We start from the raw sequence: 17,097 nt of genomic DNA, 5'->3' as shown, positions 1-17,097 counted from the left end.
CACCTTCTCGGCGCCGCGCAGCTTGACGCCGGCTTCGACCTTGGCGCGCGGAGCGGGCCGCTCGGTGACGTTCAGCGTGGGGATCAGGGTGTGCACGGGATCTTGCGCAGTGGTCATCAGTCGATACCGCCCGGAAGGGTCTTCTGTTCAGCGTAGTCGAGGTGTGAGACGAGCTGCGCACGCAGCCGGGCACTCACCTCGGCGAAATCGATCGGCCCGGCGGCCAGATCGCGCAATTGGGTCATCGCCAGGCCGGCATAGCCGCAGGGGTTGATGCGGCGGAACGGCTCCAGGTCCATGTCGACGTTGAGCGCCAGGCCATGGAAGGAGCGGCCATTGCGGATACGCAGGCCGAGGGAGGCGATCTTCGCCCCCTCGACGTAGACGCCCGGAGCCTCGACCTTGGCTTCGGCGACCACGCCGTAGCCGGCGAGCAGTTCGATCAGGCTACGTTCGATGCGGGTGACCAGCTCGCGCACGCCGAAGCCGAGACGGCGCACGTCGAGGAGCAGGTAGGCGACCAGTTGGCCGGGGCCGTGGTAGGTCACCTGGCCGCCACGGTCCACCTGGACCACCGGGATTTCCCCGGGGAACAGCAGGTGCTCGGGCTTGCCGGCCTGGCCTTGGGTGAATACCGCGGTGTGCTCCAGCAGCCAGACCTCGTCGGCGGTGTCGGCGTCGCGGGCGTCGGTGAAGCGCTGCATGGCGTGCCAGGTCGGCTCGTAAGGCACCTGGCCCAGCTCGCGGAACCCCAGCGTCGCCATCAGAGCACCATGTGCACGCGGCCGGTGGCGCGCAGGTCGCTGTGGATGGCCTGCAATTGCTCGACACCGGTGGCGGTGATCAGCAGGTGGACGGACAGGAAGCGACCATTGCGGCTGTCGCGCACGGTCAGGGTGGCGACGTCGAGATCCGGCGCGTGGCGCTGGATCACTTCGATCACCAGGTCGGCGAAGCCTTCGCCGGCGTCGCCGATCACCTTGATCGGATAGCGTTCGGCGGGGAATTCGATTTTCGGAGATTGTACGTCGGTATCGGTCATGGCGGCGGCGGACGCTGAGCCCGCGATGACGGCCGCCCGCGGGCTCCCGGGGGAGCGCGTCGCGGGCGGCGGTCGGCAGTGGGGGTCGGGCGGCGTGTCAGTTGAACAGGCCGTAGAAGAACAAGCGAATGCTATCCCACAGGCGGCGGATGAAACCACCCTCTTCGACCGGCTCCAGGGCGATCAGATCGGCCGTGTGGACCACCTTGTCCTCCAGCTTCACCTCTACCTTGCCGATCACGTCGCCTTGATTGATCGGCGCGACCAGTTGCGGGTTGAGGGTCATGCTGGCTTGCAGCTTCTTCGCTTGGCCACGTGGCAGGGTCAGGGTCAGGTCCTGGGCGAGACCGGCCTTCACCTCGCGGGTGGCGCCCTTCCAGACCTGGCTCTTCGCCAGCTCGGCGCCCTTCTGGTAGAAGGTCTGGGTTTCGAAGAAACGGAAACCGTAGGTCAGCAGCTTCTGCGTCTCGGCGGCGCGGGCCTGCTCGCTGTTGGTGCCGAACACCACGGCGATCAGCCGCTGGCCATCGCGCACCGCGGACGCCACCAGGCAATAGCCGGCTTCATCGGTGTGGCCGGTCTTCAAGCCGTCGACGGTCTTGTCGCGCCACAGCAGCAGGTTACGGTTGGGCTGCTTGATGTTGTTCCAGAAGAACTCCTTCTGCGCATAGATCGCATAGTGGGCCGGGTCTTCGTAGATGATCGCCCGGGCCAGGCGCGCCATGTCGTGGGCGGTGGAGTAGTGCTCCGGGTTGGGCAGGCCGGTGGCGTTCATGAAGTGGCTGTCCTTCATGCCCAGGCTGGCGGCCGTGGTGTTCATCATGTCGGCGAAGGCGTCCTCGCTGCCGGCGATGTGCTCGGCCACCGCGACGCTGGCATCGTTGCCGGACTGGATGATGATCCCGTGCAGCAGGTCGCTGACGGACACCTGGGTGTTGACCTGAACGAACATCCGCGAGCCGCCGGTGCGCCAGGCGTGTTCGCTGATGGTCACCGGGTCGCTCTCGCCGATCTGGCCCTTGCGGATCTCCAGGGTGGCGATGTACGCAGTCATCAGCTTGGTCAGGCTGGCCGGCGGCAGGCGCTCGTCGCCGTTGTTCTGCACCAGCACTTCGCCACTGGCGGCATCCATCAGCACGTAGGCCTTGGCGGCCAGTTGCGGCGGTGAGGGCACCACCTGCTCGGCAGCCCCCGCGTAGGGCGCTGCGATGACAAGGACTAGCAGGAACAGGCGTTTGGCAAAGCTGGTGATTTTCATCCGTCTCTCTGAGGTTCGCTGATAAAGGTATCGCCGCCGGACTCGCTGCCGGCGCGGCATGCCCACATCCCTATGGCCGGCCCGCGCGGGTCGGCCATAAGGCGCGACGGTCAATCCTGTCGCACCAGCGTCGCCTGGCCCAGGTTGGCCAGACGCACGCTGTTTTGCACACGCTGGGCCTCACCCTGCGTGTCGATCGGCCCCAGGCGCACCCGGTGCAGAATCTGTTGGTTGCGCACCACCGAGCTGATAAAGACCGGCGCAGTCACCGCTCCGCTCAGCTTCGCCTTGAGAAGCTCCGCAGCGTCCGGATTGGCGAAGGCGCCCACTTGGAGATACAGGCCAGATGCTGCGACTGAAGCGTTTTTTTTTGAGTCGATCTGCACCGGCAGCATGGCCGCCGCATGCTGCTGGGGCGGCGGCGTGTACTGCTCGATGGGCTGGGCGAACGGCTGCGCGCCGCCGGCCGCGGGAAGGCTGCTGGCGACCGCGGTCGGGGCGGCCTTGGGCATCGGCACCGGCGGCACCTTGGCCATCTGCGGCTGCGCCAGCACCATGGGCACCGGGCGGCCCTGTTGCGCCCACCACTCGTAGGGATCGATGCCCTCGACCTTGACCCGCGCAGTGCCCACTTCGGCGTAGCCGAGCTTCTTCGCCGCGGCGAAGGACAGGTCGATGACCCGATCGGAATAGAAAGGACCCCGGTCGTTGACCCGCAGGATCACGCTCTTGCCATTGTCCAGGTTGGTCACCCGCACGTAGCTGGGGAGCGGCAGGGTCTTGTGCGCGGCGGTCATGCCATAGAGGTCGTAGGCCTCGCCGTTGGCGGTGGCCTGGCCATGGAACTTGGTGCCGTACCAGGATGCGGTGCCGACCGCCTGGTAGCGCCGGCTCTCGCTGAGCGGGTAGTAGGTCTTGCCGAGCACGGTGTAGGGGTTGGCCTTCACCGCGCCGTAGTGGGGCATCGGCACCGCGTCGGGAATCCGCGAAACGTCGACGTCCCACCAGGGCGCGCCGTCGCGGTGCGGTCGGGAAAAGTCGCCGGGGCCGGAGACCGTCCTGCCCGGCTGGACCGGTTGCGGCGCGCGGCTGCTCGAACAACTCACGACGAGCAGGGCCAGGGCGCTGAGCGCCACGCATCTGAGCGGCAAAAATCGCATCGGTTAAGGCCTGCCTCGTGCCTGGAGCAATAGATCGGAAAGTTGATGCACGGCCATGGCGTACATCGCGCTGCGATTGTACCGGGTGATCACGTAAAAATTCGGCAAGCCCAGCCAGTATTCCGGACCGGCCTCGCCTTCCAGACGGAAGGCGGTCACCGGGGTCTCGTCGCGCAGCGCGTCGGCGCTGGCCCAGCCCAGGCCACGCAGCTCGCCGACGGTTTTCACCGGGTCGAGGCCGGCGGTCAGGCCTTCGTCGACCCGCTCGCCGCGCACCTGGGCACGGCTGACCACCGGCTGGCCGGGCACCCAGCCATGGCGCTTGAAGTAGCTGGCGACGCTGCCGATGGCGTCCACCGGGTCGCTCCAGATATTGATGTGACCGTCGCCGTCGAAGTCCACGGCGTAGGCGCGGAAGCTGCTGGGCATGAATTGCGGCAAGCCCATGGCACCGGCATAGGAGCCTTTCAGGGCGAGCGGATCGACCTGTTCCTCGCGGGCCAGCAGGAGGAACTCCTTGAGCTGCTGGCGGAAGAACGGCGCCCGCGGCGGGTAATCGAAGCTCAGGGTCGAGAGCGCGTCGATCACCCGGTAGTTGCCGGTGTTGCCGCCGTAGAAGGTCTCGACGCCGATGATCGCGACGATCACCTGGGCCGGCACACCGTATTCCTTCTCGGCGCGGGCCAGGGCATCGGCGTGGCGATTCCAGAAATCGACCCCCTTCTGCACGCGGGCGTCGGTGATGAAGATCGGCCGGTATTCCTTCCAGGGCTTGACCCGTTCGGCGGGCCGGGAGATCGCATCGAGGATCGCCTGCTTGCGTTCCACTTCGCGGAACAGGCCGACCAGTTGCTCGCCGGCGAACCCGTAATCGCGGGTCATCTCGGCCACGAACTCGGCCACCTGGGGCGACCCTTCGTAGGCGCCGGCCCATGCCTGGGCGACGCCCCCGAGCATGCCGGCCATGCCGACTGCGCCGGCCCGCATCACCCATCCCCGCACTGCTTGCTTCAAATTCTTCACTCTTATCAAACCTGTGCGATCCACTTGCGATGGGTGTGGACCGCCATCAAAACCCCAAACCCTGACAGTAGCGTCACCAGCGAAGTTCCACCGTAGCTAATGAAGGGAAGCGGGACCCCCACGACCGGCAACAGCCCGCTGACCATGCCGATGTTGACCAGGACATAGACGAAGAACGTCATGGTCAGGCTGCCGGCGAGCAGCTTACCGAACAATGTCTGCGCCTGGGCGGTTATCACCAGCCCGCGGGCGATCAACAGCAGGTAGATCAGCAGCAACAGGCAGATGCCGACCAGGCCGAACTCCTCGCCGAGGACCGCAATGATAAAGTCCGTATGGCTTTCCGGCAAAAAATCCAGGTGCGACTGGGTGCCCAGCAGCCAGCCCTTGCCGAAAACGCCGCCGGAGCCTATGGCGGCTTTCGACTGGATGATGTTCCAGCCGGTGCCCAGCGGGTCGCTCTCCGGATCGAGGAAGGTGAGGATGCGCTGCTTCTGGTAGTCGTGCATGACGAAGGTCCACATGCCCACCGCCACCGGCACCACCGCCGCCACCGCGCCGGCGATCCAGCGCCATTGCAGGCCGGCCATGAACAGCACGAAGGTGCCCGAGGCGAGGATCAGCAGCGAGGTGCCCAGGTCGGGCTGGCGCACCACCAGGACGAAGGGCACCACGATCAGCGCCAGGCTGACCACCACGTGCTTCAACCGCGGCGGCAGGCTGCGCTTGGCCAGGTACCAGGCGATGGTCGCCGGCATCAGGATCTTCATGAACTCCGCCGGCTGGAAACGGATCACCCCGGGGATGTTGATCCAGCGCGTGGCGCCCATGGCGTTGTGCCCCATGATGTCCACCACGATCAGCAGCAACACCCCGAGCACATAGCCGATCGGCACCCAGCGCGCGAGGAAGCGCGGCTCGAACTGGGCGATGACCACCATGGCCACCAGGCCCAGGCCGAAGGAGCTGGCCTGCTTGGTCAGCAGGTCCCAACTCTTGCCACTGGCCGAATAGAGGACGAACAGGCTGCCGCAGGCTAGCACCAGCAACAGCAACAGCAACAGGCCGTCGATATGCAGGCGTTGCAGCAGCGTGGCGCGGCGGCGCATCACGTCTTCGCTGGACAGGGTGCGATCGAAATTGGTGGTCATCGGGCAGGGTCCGGGCTCGGCTGGGGCGAACGGTATTCGGGTTTGAGCTGGCCGTCCTCGCCGAGCAGCCAGGCGTCCATCACTTGCTTGACCACCGGCGCCGCCACGCCGGAACCGGACTCGCCGTTCTCCACCATCACCGCGACGGCGATCCGGGGGTTCTCGGCCGGGGCGAACCCCACAAAGAGGGCGTGGTCGCGATGGCGCTCCTGCAACTTGGAGCGGTCGTAGCGCTCGCCCTGGCGGATGGCGACCACCTGGGCGGTCCCGCTCTTGCCGGCGATGCGATAGGCGGCGGTTTCGCCGACCTTGCGCGCGGTCCCACGGGCGCCGTGCATCACCAGTTCCATGCCGTTGCGCGCCTGGTCCCAGTAGCCGGGGTCGCGCAGGACGATGTCCGGCATCGGGTCCGGATCGACCGGCGGCTGGCCCTCGATGGTGCGCGCCAGGTGCGGGCGGATCCACTTGCCCTTGTTCGCCACCAGGGCGGTGGCCTGGGCCATTTGCAGCGGCGTGGCCTGCATGTAGCCCTGGCCGATGCCGAGGATCAACGTCTCGCCGGGGTACCAGACTTGGCGCCGGGTGGCGCGTTTCCACTCGCGCGACGGCATCAGCCCCGGGGCTTCCTCGAACATGTCCAGGGACACCCGCTGGCCGATGCCGAACCGGCTCAGGTAGGCGTGCAGCCGATCGATGCCCATCTTGTGCGCCAGGTCGTAGAAATAGGTGTCGTTGGAGCGCATCAACGCGGTTTCCAGGTTCACCCAGCCGTCCCCGGAACGGTTCCAGTTGCGGTACTTGTGGTCGTAGTTGGGCAACTGGTAGAAGCCCGGGTCGAACACCCGGGTCGAGGCGTTGATCACGCCGCTGTCGAGGCCGGCCACCGCCACCACTGGCTTGATCGTCGAGCCGGGCGGGTAGAGGCCGCGCAGCACGCGGTTGTACAGCGGGCGGTCGATGGAGTCGCGCAACTCGGCGTAGTCCTTGAAGCTGATGCCGGTGACGAACAGGTTGGGGTCGTAGCTCGGCTGGCTGACCATCGCCAGCACCTCGCCGGTACGTGGGTCGAGCGCCACCACCGCGCCGCGGCGCCCGCCCAGGGCCGCCTCGGCGGCCTCCTGCAGACGGATGTCGAGGCTGAGCACGATGTCCTTGCCCGGCTGTGGATCGGTGCGCTTGAGTACCCGCAGCACCCGCCCGCGGGCGTTGGTCTCGACCTCCTCGTAGCCCACCTGGCCGTGTAGCTCCGGCTCATAGAAGCGCTCGATGCCGGTCTTGCCGATATGGTGCGTGCCGCTGTAGTTGATCGGGTCGAGTTCCTTGACTTCCTTTTCGTTGATCCGCCCGACGTAGCCCACCGAATGGGCGAAGTGCGTGCCCTGGGGATAGTGCCGCACCAGTTGCGCGACCACCTCGACGCCGGGCAGGCGGAACTGGTTCACCGCGATACGGGCGATCTGCTCCTCGTTCAGCTCGAAGAGAATGGGCACCGGCTCGAACGGCCGGCGGCCCTGTTTCATGCGCTTCTCGAAGAGCGCGCGGTCGTCCGCGCTGAGGCCGAGCACCTCGACGATCACGTCGAGGACCTGTTCCCAGTCGCCGGTGCGCTCGCGGGTGACGGTCAGGCTGAAGCTCGGCCGGTTATCGGCGACCACCACGCCGTTGCGGTCGAAGATCAATCCGCGGGTCGGCGGCACCGGCTGCACGTGCACCCGGTTGTTTTCCGAAAGGGTCGAGTGGTACTCGTACTGGATCACCTGCAAGTAATACAGGCGGGCGATCAGCACGCAGGTCAGCAGCAACACGGCGACCGCGCCGACGATCACCCGGTTGCGCACCAGACGGGCGTCTTTCTCGTGGTCTTTCAGGCGGATCGGCTGCGGCATCTAACGCCCACTACTTGTGATACGGGTGGCCGGACAGCACCGTCCAGGCCCGATAGATCTGTTCGCCGACGAGAATCCGCACCAGTGGGTGCGGCAGGGTCAGCGGCGACAGCGACCAGCGCTGCTCGCTGCGGGCGCACACCTCCGGCGCCAGGCCCTCGGGGCCGCCGACCATGAGGTTGACGGTGCGCGCTTCCAGGCGCCAGCGGTCCAGCTCGGCCGCCAGTTGCTCGGTGCTCCAGGGACGCCCGCCGACCTCCAGGGTGACGATGCGCTCGCCCGGCTGGACCTTGCCCAGCATCGCCTCGCCTTCCTGGCGGATCAGCCGCGCCACGTCGGCATTCTTGCCGCGGGTGTGCAGGGCGATTTCCACCAGGTCCAGCGGCAACTCGGCGGGCAGGCGCTTGACGTACTCCTGCCAGCCCTCTTCCACCCAGCGCGGCATCCGCGAACCCACGGCGATCAGTTTGATCCGCACAGTGGCGTTATTCCCCGGCGCCCTGCGCGCGGCTCTGCTCGGCCCCGCGCCAGAGGCGCTCGAGGTCGTAGAACTGGCGGGTGGTCGGCAGCATCACGTGGACCACCACGTCGCCCAGGTCGAGCAGCGCCCACTCGCCGCCTTCCAGGCCTTCGCTGCCCAGCGGGCGGACGCCGTTCGCCTTGACCTTCTCCAGCACGTTCTCGGCCAGGGATTTCACGTGGCGGCTGGAGGTGCCGCTGGCGATCACCATGAAATCGGTGACGCTGGTCTTGTCGCGGACATCGATGGTGGTGATGTCCTGAGCCTTCAAGTCTTCCAGGGCCGCAATGGCGACCTGGGTGAGTTCTTCGTTGTGCATGCCTACCTCATCAGTGAAAAGTCGCGTCGCTCGGCGTCGGGCCGCGCGCGCATGAATCGTCCGGGTGAATCCTCGTTGGGGACGCAGCCGCCAGGCCCACTAGCATGGCGCCCGGTACAGGTCGTTCGCCTGGATATAGGCCAGCACCGCGTCGGGGACCAAAAACCGCACCGAGCGCCCTTCGCCCAGGGCCTTGCGGATCTGCGTGGCGGAGACCGCCAGCGGCGTCTGCCAGACGAAGGCGATCTGCCCCGAGGCGCCGTTCAAGGCCTGCGGGTCGCCGACGCTGCGCGCCGCCAGCAGGTCGCGCAGCGCTTCCGGCGCTTCGCTGTCGGCATCGGGGCGCTGCAGCACGAGGATGTGGCAGTGTTCGAGCAGTTCCTCCCAGCGGTGCCAGCCCGGCAGGCCGCAGAAGGCGTCCCAGCCCAGTATCAGGAATAGGCGGTCCTCGGCGTCCAGCTCGGCGCGCAGGGATTCCAGGGTCTCGATGCTGTAGGACGGCCGTTCGCGCTTCAGCTCGCGGTCGTCCACCCGCAAAGGCGCGACACCTTGCACCGCCCGGGCGACCATGTCCAGCCGCTGTTGCGCGGACACCCGCGGGGTGTCGCGATGGGGCGGGCGGGCGCTGGGGATCAGCCGCAGCTCGTCGAAGGCCAGTTGCTCGGCGACCTCCAGCGCGCCGCGCAGGTGACCGATGTGGATCGGGTCGAAGGTGCCGCCGAGCACACCGATACGCTTGCCCGCCATCAGCTACGCACGTGACCGTCGCCGAAGACGACGTACTTCTCGCTGGTCAGCCCTTCCAGGCCGACCGGGCCGCGGGCGTGCAACTTGTCGGTGGAGATGCCGATCTCCGCGCCGAGGCCATACTCGAAGCCGTCGGCGAAACGAGTGGAGGCGTTGACCATCACCGAACTGGAGTCCACTTCGGTGATGAAGCGCCGCGCGTCGCTGAAGTTCTCGGTCACGATGGCGTCGGTGTGCTGAGAACCGTAGCGATTGATGTGGGCGATGGCGTCGTCCAGGGAGTCGACGATGCGGATGGCCAGGATCGGCGCGTTGTATTCGGCGTACCAATCGTCCTCGCTGGCCTTCAGCACGTCGTCGCCCAGCCGTTCGCGGGTCCGCGGGCAGCCGCGCAGCTCGACGCCCTTGTCGCGATAGATCGCGGCCAGGGGCGGCAGCACGCGGGCGGCGATCGCCTCGTGCACCAGCAGGGTTTCCATGGCGTTGCACGGCGAATAGCGCTGGGTCTTGGCGTTGTCGGCGATGCGGATCGCCTTGTCGGCGTCGGCGGCCGCGTCGATGTAGACGTGGCAGACACCGTCCAGGTGCTTGATCACCGGGACCTTGGCGTCGCGGCTGATGCGCTCGATCAGGCCCTTGCCGCCGCGCGGGACGATCACGTCGACGAACTCTGGCATGCCGATCAGCGCGCCCACGGCCTCGCGGTCGGTGGTTTCCACCACTTGCACGGCCGCCGCCGGCAGGCCCGCCTCGGCGAGCCCGGCCTGGATGCAGCGGGCGATAGCGCGGTTGGAGTGGATCGCCTCGGAGCCGCCGCGCAGGATGGTGGCGTTGCCGGACTTCAGGCACAGACTGGCGGCGTCGATGGTCACGTTGGGACGCGATTCGTAGATGATGCCGATCACCCCCAGCGGCACGCGCATCTTGCCGACCTGGATGCCCGAGGGCAGGTAGCGCATGTCGCGGATCTCGCCGATCGGGTCGGGCAGCGCGGCGACCTGGCGCAGGCCCTCGATCATTTCGTCGATGCGCGCCGGCGTCAGCGTCAGGCGGTCGAGCATCGCCGGCTCCAGGCCGTTGGCGCGGCTGCTGGCCAGGTCCTGCTCGTTGGCCGCGGACAGTTCGGCGCGGGCGGCGTCGAGGGCGGCGGCGGCGGCTTGCAGGGCACGGTTCTTCTGCGCGGTGCTGGCCCGCGCGAGTTGCCGCGATGCCTCGCGGGCAGCGCGACCCAGGCGGGTCATGTAGTCGAGGACGGACTCGGTCATGGTCTCGGGATCGGCAGTAGGGAAATCGGGCGATTATAGCCGCGTGCCCCGCCCGCGCCCAGCGGCGCCGGGCGGATGGTCCGGAAGCCCGCATGGGACAGGGCCAAGTGGGCGGCAGGCGCCCCAAGCGACCTCGGCCGAGGGCCGTTCAGCGACGCGTCAGGCGCCTTCCGTATACTTCGCCTTCCTTCGCAACGACGGTGAGCACGCCCATGCCCCAGGATTCGCTTTCTTCCCTGCCCTGGCCCGGCGCCCGACCGCTGGACGACGCCTTCTTCGACCGCGACGCCCAAGGGGTCGCCCGCGAGCTGCTGGGCAAGGTATTGCGGCACCGGGTCGCGGGTCTCTGGCTGGCAGCACGGATCATCGAGACCGAGGCCTATTACCTGGAGGAAAAGGGCAGCCATTCCTCCCTGGGCGAAACGCCTTCGCGGCGGGCGATGTTCATGGCCGCGGGGCACATCTATATGTACTACGCCCGCGGCGGCGACAGCCTGAACATCAGCGTCGGCGGCGCCGGCAACGCGGTGCTGATCAAATCCGCCCTGCCCTGGCTGGACGCCGTCTCCGGCGCTGACAGCCTGGAACGGATGCAGCGCAACAACCCCACGCCGGCGGGCCACGCGCGCGCGCCCGAGCGGCTGTGCGCCGGGCAGACGCTGCTGTGCAAGGCGCTGGGGCTGAAGGTGCCGGAGTGGAACGCCCAGCGCTTCGACCCGCAGCGCTTCTTCGTCGATGACGTCGGCCTGCGCCCGGCACGCATCGTCCAGACCACCCGCCTGGGAATCCCCCGCGGCCGCGACGAACACCTGGCCTACCGCTTCGTCGATGTCGAGGGGGCGCGCCACTGCACACGCAACCCTTTGCGCCGCGGGCAGGTCGAAGGACGAGATTATCGATGGATCGATGCCCAGGAGCCCCACCCATGACCCACTGGTTCGACAGCATCACCGCCTGGCTGGGCGGGCATCCGCAATGGCTGGGCGTGGCCATCCTGCTGATCGCCTGCACCGAATGCCTGGCCATCGCCGGCCTGGTGGTGCCCGGCACCGTGCTGTTGTTCGCCGTCTCGGTACTCGCCGGCGGCGGCGCCATGGGCCTGTGGGAGACCCTGCTGCTGGCCTATTTCGGCGGGCTCAGCGGCGACCTGCTGTCCTATGCGGTCGGCCGGCGCTTCCACCAGAACATCCGCCGCCTGCCGTTGCTGCGCGACCACCCGGAGTGGCTGGGCGGGGCCGAGGCCTACTTCCGCCGCTACGGCGTGGCCAGCCTGCTGGTGGGCCGCTTCATCGGCCCGCTGCGGCCGATGCTGCCGATGGTCGCGGGCATGTTCGACATGCCCTTCCCGCGCTTCGTGATCGTCAGCCTGCTGGCCTCCGCCGGCTGGGCGCTGGCCTATATCCTGCCTGGCTGGGCCACCGGCGCCGCCCTGCGCCTGCCGTTGCCGGAAGGTTTCTGGGGCGCTGCGGGCGCGGTCGCCGCGGTGCTGGCGGTGACCCTCGGGCTGATCGTCCACGGCAGCCTGCGCGGCATGCGCTCCACCACGCCGATGGCCGCCGGCCTGTGCCTGGCGGCGTTGGCCGCCCTGCTGTTCGGCTGGCCCTATTTGGAAAGCCTCGACCAGGGCCTGATGACCCTGATCCAGGAGCATCGCCAATCCAGCCTGGACAGTCTCATGGTGTTGATCACCCGCGCCGGCGACTTCCGCGTGCAACTGCTGGCCGGCTGCCTGCTCTGCGCGATCCTGCTGTTCGCCCGGTGCATTCGCGCCCTGTTCTTCGCCGCCGGCACCCTGCTCGGTACGGCACTGGCCAACGGCGTACTCAAGCACCTGTTCGCCCGCGCGCGCCCGGACGTGCTCAGCGAACCCCTGACCACCTTCAGCCTGCCCAGCGGGCACAGTTCGGCCGCCTTCGCATTGTTCCTCACCCTCGGCGTGCTCGCCGGACGCGGCCAGCCGGCACGCATGCGCCTGGCCTGGCTGCTGCTGGCCAGCCTGCCGGCGCTGGCGATCGCCTTGTCGCGGGTCTACCTGGGCGTGCACTGGCCGACCGACATCCTCGCCGGCGCCCTGCTGGCCGGCAGCTTCTGCGCCACCAGCCTGGCCCTTTCCCAGGCCCGCGAGCCCTTGCCGGCGCTGGGCACGCGGCTCTGGTGGCTGATCCTTCCGGCCTGCCTGGCCCTGCTCGCCCTGCACGCCACCTGGGCACTTCCCCTGGCGATCGAACGCTACGACCACTGAGGACACAGGCTGGAAAACGCGCGGCCTACCCACCCCACTTCCGGCAAAGCCGGCGGATAACGCCAAGCGTTTATCCGCCCTACGTTGGAGGCACATCGCTGACCCCGAACCGCCCCCGCGCACCACCACACCCGTAGGGTGGATAACGCGCCGCTTATCCACCAACGCCCTCACGGAGCGAGAGAACCCGCACGGCAGGAACGCCCACAGGGGGACGTGGATCGTCATGGCTCGATCCCACGCTGGCACCCGGGAAGAGCTCAGCCCAGGCTGTCGCCCTGCAAGCGCTCCAGCAGGCTCTGGACTCGCGCCAGGGCCACCTCGGGTGCGTCGAGGCCGAGCAGTTCGAGTTTCTGCTCGGGCTCGAACGGCAGCAGGTAGGCCAGCCGATGGGCCAGGGCGGCCTGGGTGTCCACCTGCCCGCCCATGTCCAGCGCGGCGACCATCGGGTGTTCCGCCAGGGCGCCGAGCAGCGCGAGCAGATCGGCGTCGGCGCTCCCCACCGGGCTGTCGGGGCATTCCGGCAGCCACTCCACCTCGGCGAGGATCGACTGATCGCGCTGCACCTCGGTGCGTGCGATGCGCAACCGCCGGCCACCCTGGACGCGCAGGCCCAGCAGGCCATTGGGCCGTTGCTGCCAGTCGCGGATCAGCGCCTCGCAGCCCAGGCCGCTGAAACGGCTCGGCGCCTCGCCGACCTCGTGGCCTTCGAGCAGGGTGACCACGCCGAAGCCATGGCCCTGGCGCAGGCAACGGCTGAGCATGTCCAGGTAACGCGCCTCGAAGATCTGCAGATCGAGCACGCAACCGGGGAACAGCACGGTATTCAAGGGAAACAGCGGCAGGTTCATGGTTTCTCCCAAGCCTGGTGGAGGCCGGTCAGGCGATCATCGCGACCGCCAGCGGCAGCAGCACCGCGGTGGCCACGCCCATCAGGCTCATCGCCAGGGCGGCGAACGCGCCGCATTCCTCGTTCTCCTGCAACGCCCGGGCGGTACCCACGGCGTGGGCGCTCAGGCCCAGGGCCAAGCCCTGGGCGGCCGGATGGGTGACGCCGGCACGGCGCAGGCATTCCGGGCCGAGAATGGCGCCGAGCACCCCGGTGATCAGCACGAACACCGCCGCCAGGGGCGCCACGCCGCCGATCTGCTCCGCCACCAGCATGGCGATCGGCGAGGTCACCGACTTCGGCAGCAGGGTCATCAGCATCATGCGCTCGGCGCCGAACAGCCAGCCCAGCGCCACCACCGAGAGCGTCGCCATCAACCCGCCGAACACCAGGGTGAGCAGCACCGGCCAGAACAACTGGCGGATGCGCTTCAGGTTCAGGTAGAGCGGCACCGCCAGCGCCACGGTGGCGGGGCCGAGGAACAGGCTGAGCAGCGTGGTGCTCTGGCGGTACTCGTCGTAGTGGATTCCACAGGCCAGCAGCACGCCGATCACCAGCAGCATCGAGACCAACACCGGCTGGAGGAACATCCAACGGGTCTTCTCGTAAGCCGCCAGGGCCAGTTGATAGGCGCCCAGGGTGATGGCGAAGCCGAACAGCGGATGGTGGGTGACCGCCTGCCAGGCGGCGCTCCAGGGCAGCGTCATGGCGCCCCCCGGCGGCGCAGTTGGCGCTCGATGAGCTTCTGCATCAGCACGCCGGAGAAGAAGAACGCCAGCAACAGGGACAGCACCAGCGCGCCCACCAGTGCCCAGAAGTCCGCCCAGATTTCCGTGGCGTAGGCCATCACGCCCACCGCCGGCGGCACCAGCAGCAACGGCAGGTAGCGCAGCAGGTCGCTCGACGCCAGGCTCAGGGGGGCGCCGACCTCGCCGCGCAGGGCCAGGAAACCGAACAGCAGCAACAAGCCGATGATGGGGCCCGGCAGCATCGGCAGAACCAGGACGTTGACGCCGGTGCCGAGCAACTGGAACAGCACCAGCCAGGTCAGGCCACGTAGCAGCATGGGAATCCTCCGACGGAACGAGGCGCCATTATAGGCACGCGCGGCCTCCGCGATCCCAGCACCGCCCCGGCTATGACGCGCCATTCGCAGGGCGCGGGGCGCTTGACCCCGCGGCGCGGCGCATGATGCCCTGAGTCCGCCAGGCCCCGCCCGACGCGGCGCCGGCGACGCCCCGGGCGTTTCCAACAAGCACAACATCGCGTCCCCAGGAGGAGTTATGCCATCCGTACCCGTTGCAGCGCTGCAGGACTATGTCGGCAAGGAGCTCGGCCATTCCGAGTGGCTGACCCTCGAGCAATCGCGCGTCGACCGGTTCGCCGAATGCACCGGCGATCACCAATTCATCCATGTCGACGCGGAGAAAGCCCGGCAGACCCCGTTCGGCGGCACCATCGCCCATGGCTTCCTCTCGCTGTCGCTGATTCCCGCGCTCAGCAAAGGCCTGCTGCCGGTGCCCGAGGGCCTGAAGATGGCGGTCAACTATGGGCTGGACAGCGTGCGGTTCATCCAGCCGGTGGCGGTGGGCTCGCGTGTCCGCCTGGGCCTGGAGTTGCTCGAGGTCTTCGAGAAGAAGCCCGGGCAATGGCTGCTCAAGGCGCGCGCGACCCTGGAAATCGAAGGCCAGGAAAAACCCGCCTACGTCGCCGAGACCCTGAGCCTCTGCTTCGTCTGAGGCTGGGCGGGCGAGGGGCGGGCGCGGGTCTCCGGGCCCCGCCGCGCCGCGTCCGGTTTGCGCCCTGCCGGTCGGCTGCGCTTTACTGGCGCGATCGCACCGACCCGGATGTCTCCCATGCGCCTCTTGCTGCCTATCTCCTTCGCCCTGCTGCTCGGTGCCTGCGGCGACAGCGAACCGCTGACGCCGCCGGATGCCCGCCTGCCGGATGGCGCGCACTACCGCGGTGAAGTGGTCGCGGGGCTGTTGCAGGGCGAGGGCCGCCTCGACTACCCGAATGGCGGCTGGTATCGCGGGCTGTTCAAGGATGGCCTGCTGGAAGGCCCCGGCGAATGGCGCGGCCCCGGCGGCGAACGCTACGTCGGCGACTTCCATCTCGGCCTGTTCGAAGGCCAGGGCACGCTGCGCTATGCCGACGGCACCACCTACGAGGGCCACTTCGAGCGCGCGCGCCTGTCCGGCGAGGGCGAGCTCTCCCTGCCCTCCGGCGAGCGTTATCGCGGCCAGTTCAAGGAGGATCGCTACCACGGCCTCGGCCGCCTGGAAACCCCGGACGGCGCCAGCTTCCAGGGCCGCTTCGCCCATGGCGAACCGGCGGGCGAAGGTGTCCGGGTGGACGCCGAGGGCAATCAGAGCAGCGGGCATTTCAGCAAGGGCAAGCTGAACGGCGAAGGCAGTTACCTGGGCCGCGAGGGCGAACGCTACAGCGGCGAATTCAAGGACGACCAGTTCCATGGCAAGGGTCGCTACGAGGATGCCGAGGGCAATGTCTGGAACGGCCGCTTCGTGCAGGGCGGCCTGCGCGGCGAGGGCGACTACCGCGGCAGCGACGGCAGCACCTACCGGGGCGAGTTCCGCCACAACCTTTTCCACGGCAAGGGTCGCCTGCAACGGGCCGATGGCAGCCTCTACGAAGGCCAGTTCAAGAGCGGCCGCTACGCCGGCGAGGGCCGCTTGCGCCTGGCCGACGGCAGCTTGCAGGAGGGCTTCTGGCAACGCGGCAAACGCCTGCGCGACGGAAATGGCCAGGCAGTGCCGGACCCGCTGGAAGTCGGCCTGCTGGAACAGGGCCGGCTGCTCGACCAGGCCATCGCCGCGCTGCCCGCGTCGACGCCGGCCATCGACCTCTACGCCCTGAGCCTGGGCGGCGACGGCGAGCAAAGCGTGTTCATGCGCGAGGCCGACTACGTCTCCACGCTGCTCGGCGAGCGCTTCGGCGCGCGCGGGCGGATCACCCTGGTCAACCAGCGCGATCACCTGGCCGACCGGCCGATGGCCACCCGCGAGAGCCTGACCCGCGCGGCGCGCGCCCTGGCCGAACGCAGCGGCCCGGAAGACCTGGTGTTCCTGTATTTCACCAGCCACGGCTCGGCGCAGCACGAACTGAGCCTGCGCCAGCCCGGCCTGACCCTCGGCGACCTCCCCGCCTGGCAACTGGCGCAGGTCCTGGCGCCGCTGAAGGACCGGCACAAGGTGGTGGTGATCTCGGCCTGCTATTCCGGCGGTTTCATCCCCGCGCTCAAGGACGACAAGACTCTGGTGATCACAGCGTCCCGCGCCGACCGGGTGTCCTTCGGCTGCTCCGACGAGAACGACTTCACCTATTTCGGCCGGGCGCTGTTCGGCGAGGCGCTGAACCAGACCGACGACCTGGAACAGGCCTTCGCCCTGGCCAAGGCGACCGTTGCCGAGCGGGAAAAGACCCAGGGCTTCGAACCTTCCGAGCCGCAGATCTGGGCACCGCCGGCGGTGCTCCGCCACTGGCGCGCCCTGCGCGAGCAGCAGGCGAAACAGGCCTTGGCCGCACAAGCGGACGGCCGCGCGGTCCAAAAACCCAAGACACCCTGAGCCGAGCC

18 protein-coding genes and 1 pseudogene are annotated in these 17,097 nt (G+C 68.3%); 4 read left to right on the top strand and 15 right to left on the bottom strand.

Annotated features, from left to right (window positions below; translation table 11 throughout):
- The 12 genes and pseudogenes from OGL92_RS19120 to OGL92_RS19065 form a co-directional block, all read right to left on the bottom strand.
- Window positions 1-117, bottom strand: a pseudogene (locus OGL92_RS19120) (lipoyl synthase); the annotation flags it as partial.
- Window positions 117-767, bottom strand: coding sequence for a lipoyl(octanoyl) transferase LipB (gene lipB, locus OGL92_RS19115; RefSeq protein ID WP_263146686.1), 651 nt, complete (start codon window positions 765-767; stop codon window positions 117-119). The gene lipB and the pseudogene OGL92_RS19120, both read right to left, overlap by 1 nt.
- Complete coding sequence (locus tag OGL92_RS19110) at window positions 764-1,042, bottom strand: DUF493 domain-containing protein (RefSeq protein WP_263146677.1); 279 nt, start codon at window positions 1,040-1,042, stop codon at window positions 764-766. The genes lipB and OGL92_RS19110 overlap by 4 nt, the downstream gene beginning before the upstream one ends.
- Before the next feature lie 97 nt (window positions 1,043-1,139).
- Window positions 1,140-2,300, bottom strand: coding sequence for a D-alanyl-D-alanine carboxypeptidase family protein (locus OGL92_RS19105; RefSeq protein ID WP_263146675.1), 1,161 nt, complete (start codon window positions 2,298-2,300; stop codon window positions 1,140-1,142).
- A 110-nt stretch (window positions 2,301-2,410) separates the two neighbouring features.
- Entirely contained in the window at window positions 2,411-3,460 is a 1,050-nt protein-coding gene (locus OGL92_RS19100) for a septal ring lytic transglycosylase RlpA family protein (RefSeq protein ID WP_263146672.1), read from the bottom strand.
- A gap of 3 nt (window positions 3,461-3,463) precedes the next feature.
- Window positions 3,464-4,447 carry a lytic murein transglycosylase B gene (mltB, locus tag OGL92_RS19095; RefSeq protein ID WP_263146671.1) on the bottom strand — a complete coding sequence of 328 codons (984 nt, stop codon included), beginning with the start codon at window positions 4,445-4,447 and terminating at the stop codon, window positions 3,464-3,466.
- Between the two features lie 41 nt (window positions 4,448-4,488).
- On the bottom strand, window positions 4,489-5,592 hold the full coding sequence (rodA, locus tag OGL92_RS19090; RefSeq protein WP_263146684.1) for a rod shape-determining protein RodA: 1,104 nt from the start codon (window positions 5,590-5,592) through the stop codon (window positions 4,489-4,491).
- A gap of 38 nt (window positions 5,593-5,630) precedes the next feature.
- Complete coding sequence (gene mrdA, locus OGL92_RS19085) at window positions 5,631-7,520, bottom strand: penicillin-binding protein 2 (RefSeq protein WP_263146668.1); 1,890 nt, start codon at window positions 7,518-7,520, stop codon at window positions 5,631-5,633.
- Window positions 7,521-7,530: 10 nt separating this feature from the next.
- On the bottom strand, window positions 7,531-7,998 hold the full coding sequence (gene rlmH / locus OGL92_RS19080) for a 23S rRNA (pseudouridine(1915)-N(3))-methyltransferase RlmH (RefSeq protein ID WP_263146665.1): 468 nt from the start codon (window positions 7,996-7,998) through the stop codon (window positions 7,531-7,533).
- Window positions 7,999-8,005: 7 nt separating this feature from the next.
- A complete protein-coding gene (gene rsfS / locus OGL92_RS19075) occupies window positions 8,006-8,359 on the bottom strand; it encodes a ribosome silencing factor (protein ID WP_263146663.1) in 354 nt (117 codons plus the stop codon).
- Window positions 8,360-8,458: 99 nt separating this feature from the next.
- Window positions 8,459-9,106, bottom strand: coding sequence for a nicotinate-nucleotide adenylyltransferase (gene nadD / locus OGL92_RS19070; RefSeq protein WP_263146661.1), 648 nt, complete (start codon window positions 9,104-9,106; stop codon window positions 8,459-8,461).
- Window positions 9,106-10,371: a glutamate-5-semialdehyde dehydrogenase gene (locus tag OGL92_RS19065; protein ID WP_263146658.1), complete on the bottom strand. Its 1,266-nt coding sequence runs from the start codon at window positions 10,369-10,371 to the stop codon at window positions 9,106-9,108. Before OGL92_RS19065 ends, nadD begins: the two co-directional genes overlap by 1 nt.
- Before the next feature lie 212 nt (window positions 10,372-10,583).
- Between OGL92_RS19065 and OGL92_RS19060 the strand changes: the two genes are divergently transcribed.
- On the top strand, window positions 10,584-11,300 hold the full coding sequence (locus OGL92_RS19060; protein ID WP_263146656.1) for a DNA-3-methyladenine glycosylase: 717 nt from the start codon (window positions 10,584-10,586) through the stop codon (window positions 11,298-11,300).
- A complete protein-coding gene (locus OGL92_RS19055) occupies window positions 11,297-12,613 on the top strand; it encodes a bifunctional DedA family/phosphatase PAP2 family protein (protein ID WP_263146653.1) in 1,317 nt (438 codons plus the stop codon). The genes OGL92_RS19060 and OGL92_RS19055 overlap by 4 nt, the downstream gene beginning before the upstream one ends.
- Before the next feature lie 260 nt (window positions 12,614-12,873).
- Here OGL92_RS19055 and OGL92_RS19050 read toward each other — a convergent pair whose 3' ends face one another.
- Genes OGL92_RS19050 through OGL92_RS19040 form a run of 3 tightly spaced genes read right to left on the bottom strand, consistent with a single transcriptional unit; the run spans window position 12,874 to window position 14,568 of the window.
- Window positions 12,874-13,464: an LON peptidase substrate-binding domain-containing protein gene (locus tag OGL92_RS19050; RefSeq protein WP_263146651.1), complete on the bottom strand. Its 591-nt coding sequence runs from the start codon at window positions 13,462-13,464 to the stop codon at window positions 12,874-12,876.
- A 28-nt stretch (window positions 13,465-13,492) separates the two neighbouring features.
- Entirely contained in the window at window positions 13,493-14,203 is a 711-nt protein-coding gene (locus OGL92_RS19045) for an LrgB family protein (protein ID WP_263146681.1), read from the bottom strand.
- Between the two features lie 2 nt (window positions 14,204-14,205).
- Window positions 14,206-14,568: a CidA/LrgA family protein gene (locus tag OGL92_RS19040; RefSeq protein WP_263146648.1), complete on the bottom strand. Its 363-nt coding sequence runs from the start codon at window positions 14,566-14,568 to the stop codon at window positions 14,206-14,208.
- 217 nt (window positions 14,569-14,785) lie between these two features.
- Between OGL92_RS19040 and OGL92_RS19035 the strand changes: the two genes are divergently transcribed.
- Window positions 14,786-15,241 carry a MaoC family dehydratase gene (locus OGL92_RS19035; protein ID WP_263146646.1) on the top strand — a complete coding sequence of 152 codons (456 nt, stop codon included), beginning with the start codon at window positions 14,786-14,788 and terminating at the stop codon, window positions 15,239-15,241.
- A 108-nt stretch (window positions 15,242-15,349) separates the two neighbouring features.
- Window positions 15,350-17,089 (top strand): C13 family peptidase, encoded by a 1,740-nt coding sequence (locus OGL92_RS19030; protein ID WP_263146644.1) that lies wholly within the window; start codon window positions 15,350-15,352, stop codon window positions 17,087-17,089.
- Window positions 17,090-17,097: the final 8 nt, after the last annotated feature.

Origin of the sequence: Pseudomonas sp. RIT-PI-AD (genome assembly GCF_025642785.1) — a bacterium.
In the GTDB taxonomy this organism is placed as follows: Bacteria; Pseudomonadota; Gammaproteobacteria; order Pseudomonadales; family Pseudomonadaceae; genus Pseudomonas_T.
The sequence above is the reverse complement of the archived record's forward strand: the minus strand, read 5'-3'. Positions and strand labels throughout refer to the sequence as shown.

What these genes read in the sequence shown, in the direction of transcription:
- OGL92_RS19110 (WP_263146677.1), bottom strand. Translation starts at nt 1,042, where the DNA reads ATGACCGATACCGACGTACAATCTCCGAAAATCGAATTCCCCGCCGAA.
- OGL92_RS19105 (WP_263146675.1), bottom strand. Translation starts at nt 2,300, where the DNA reads ATGAAAATCACCAGCTTTGCCAAACGCCTGTTCCTGCTAGTCCTTGTC.
- OGL92_RS19100 (WP_263146672.1), bottom strand. Translation starts at nt 3,460, where the DNA reads ATGCGATTTTTGCCGCTCAGATGCGTGGCGCTCAGCGCCCTGGCCCTG.
- mltB (WP_263146671.1), bottom strand. Translation starts at nt 4,447, where the DNA reads ATGCGGGCCGGCGCAGTCGGCATGGCCGGCATGCTCGGGGGCGTCGCC.
- rodA (WP_263146684.1), bottom strand. Translation starts at nt 5,592, where the DNA reads ATGCGCCGCCGCGCCACGCTGCTGCAACGCCTGCATATCGACGGCCTG.
- mrdA (WP_263146668.1), bottom strand. Translation starts at nt 7,520, where the DNA reads ATGCCGCAGCCGATCCGCCTGAAAGACCACGAGAAAGACGCCCGTCTG.
- rsfS (WP_263146663.1), bottom strand. Translation starts at nt 8,359, where the DNA reads ATGCACAACGAAGAACTCACCCAGGTCGCCATTGCGGCCCTGGAAGAC.
- nadD (WP_263146661.1), bottom strand. Translation starts at nt 9,106, where the DNA reads ATGGCGGGCAAGCGTATCGGTGTGCTCGGCGGCACCTTCGACCCGATC.
- OGL92_RS19065 (WP_263146658.1), bottom strand. Translation starts at nt 10,371, where the DNA reads ATGACCGAGTCCGTCCTCGACTACATGACCCGCCTGGGTCGCGCTGCC.
- OGL92_RS19060 (WP_263146656.1), top strand. Translation starts at nt 10,584, where the DNA reads ATGCCCCAGGATTCGCTTTCTTCCCTGCCCTGGCCCGGCGCCCGACCG.
- OGL92_RS19055 (WP_263146653.1), top strand. Translation starts at nt 11,297, where the DNA reads ATGACCCACTGGTTCGACAGCATCACCGCCTGGCTGGGCGGGCATCCG.
- OGL92_RS19050 (WP_263146651.1), bottom strand. Translation starts at nt 13,464, where the DNA reads ATGAACCTGCCGCTGTTTCCCTTGAATACCGTGCTGTTCCCCGGTTGC.
- OGL92_RS19040 (WP_263146648.1), bottom strand. Translation starts at nt 14,568, where the DNA reads ATGCTGCTACGTGGCCTGACCTGGCTGGTGCTGTTCCAGTTGCTCGGC.
- OGL92_RS19035 (WP_263146646.1), top strand. Translation starts at nt 14,786, where the DNA reads ATGCCATCCGTACCCGTTGCAGCGCTGCAGGACTATGTCGGCAAGGAG.
- OGL92_RS19030 (WP_263146644.1), top strand. Translation starts at nt 15,350, where the DNA reads ATGTCTCCCATGCGCCTCTTGCTGCCTATCTCCTTCGCCCTGCTGCTC.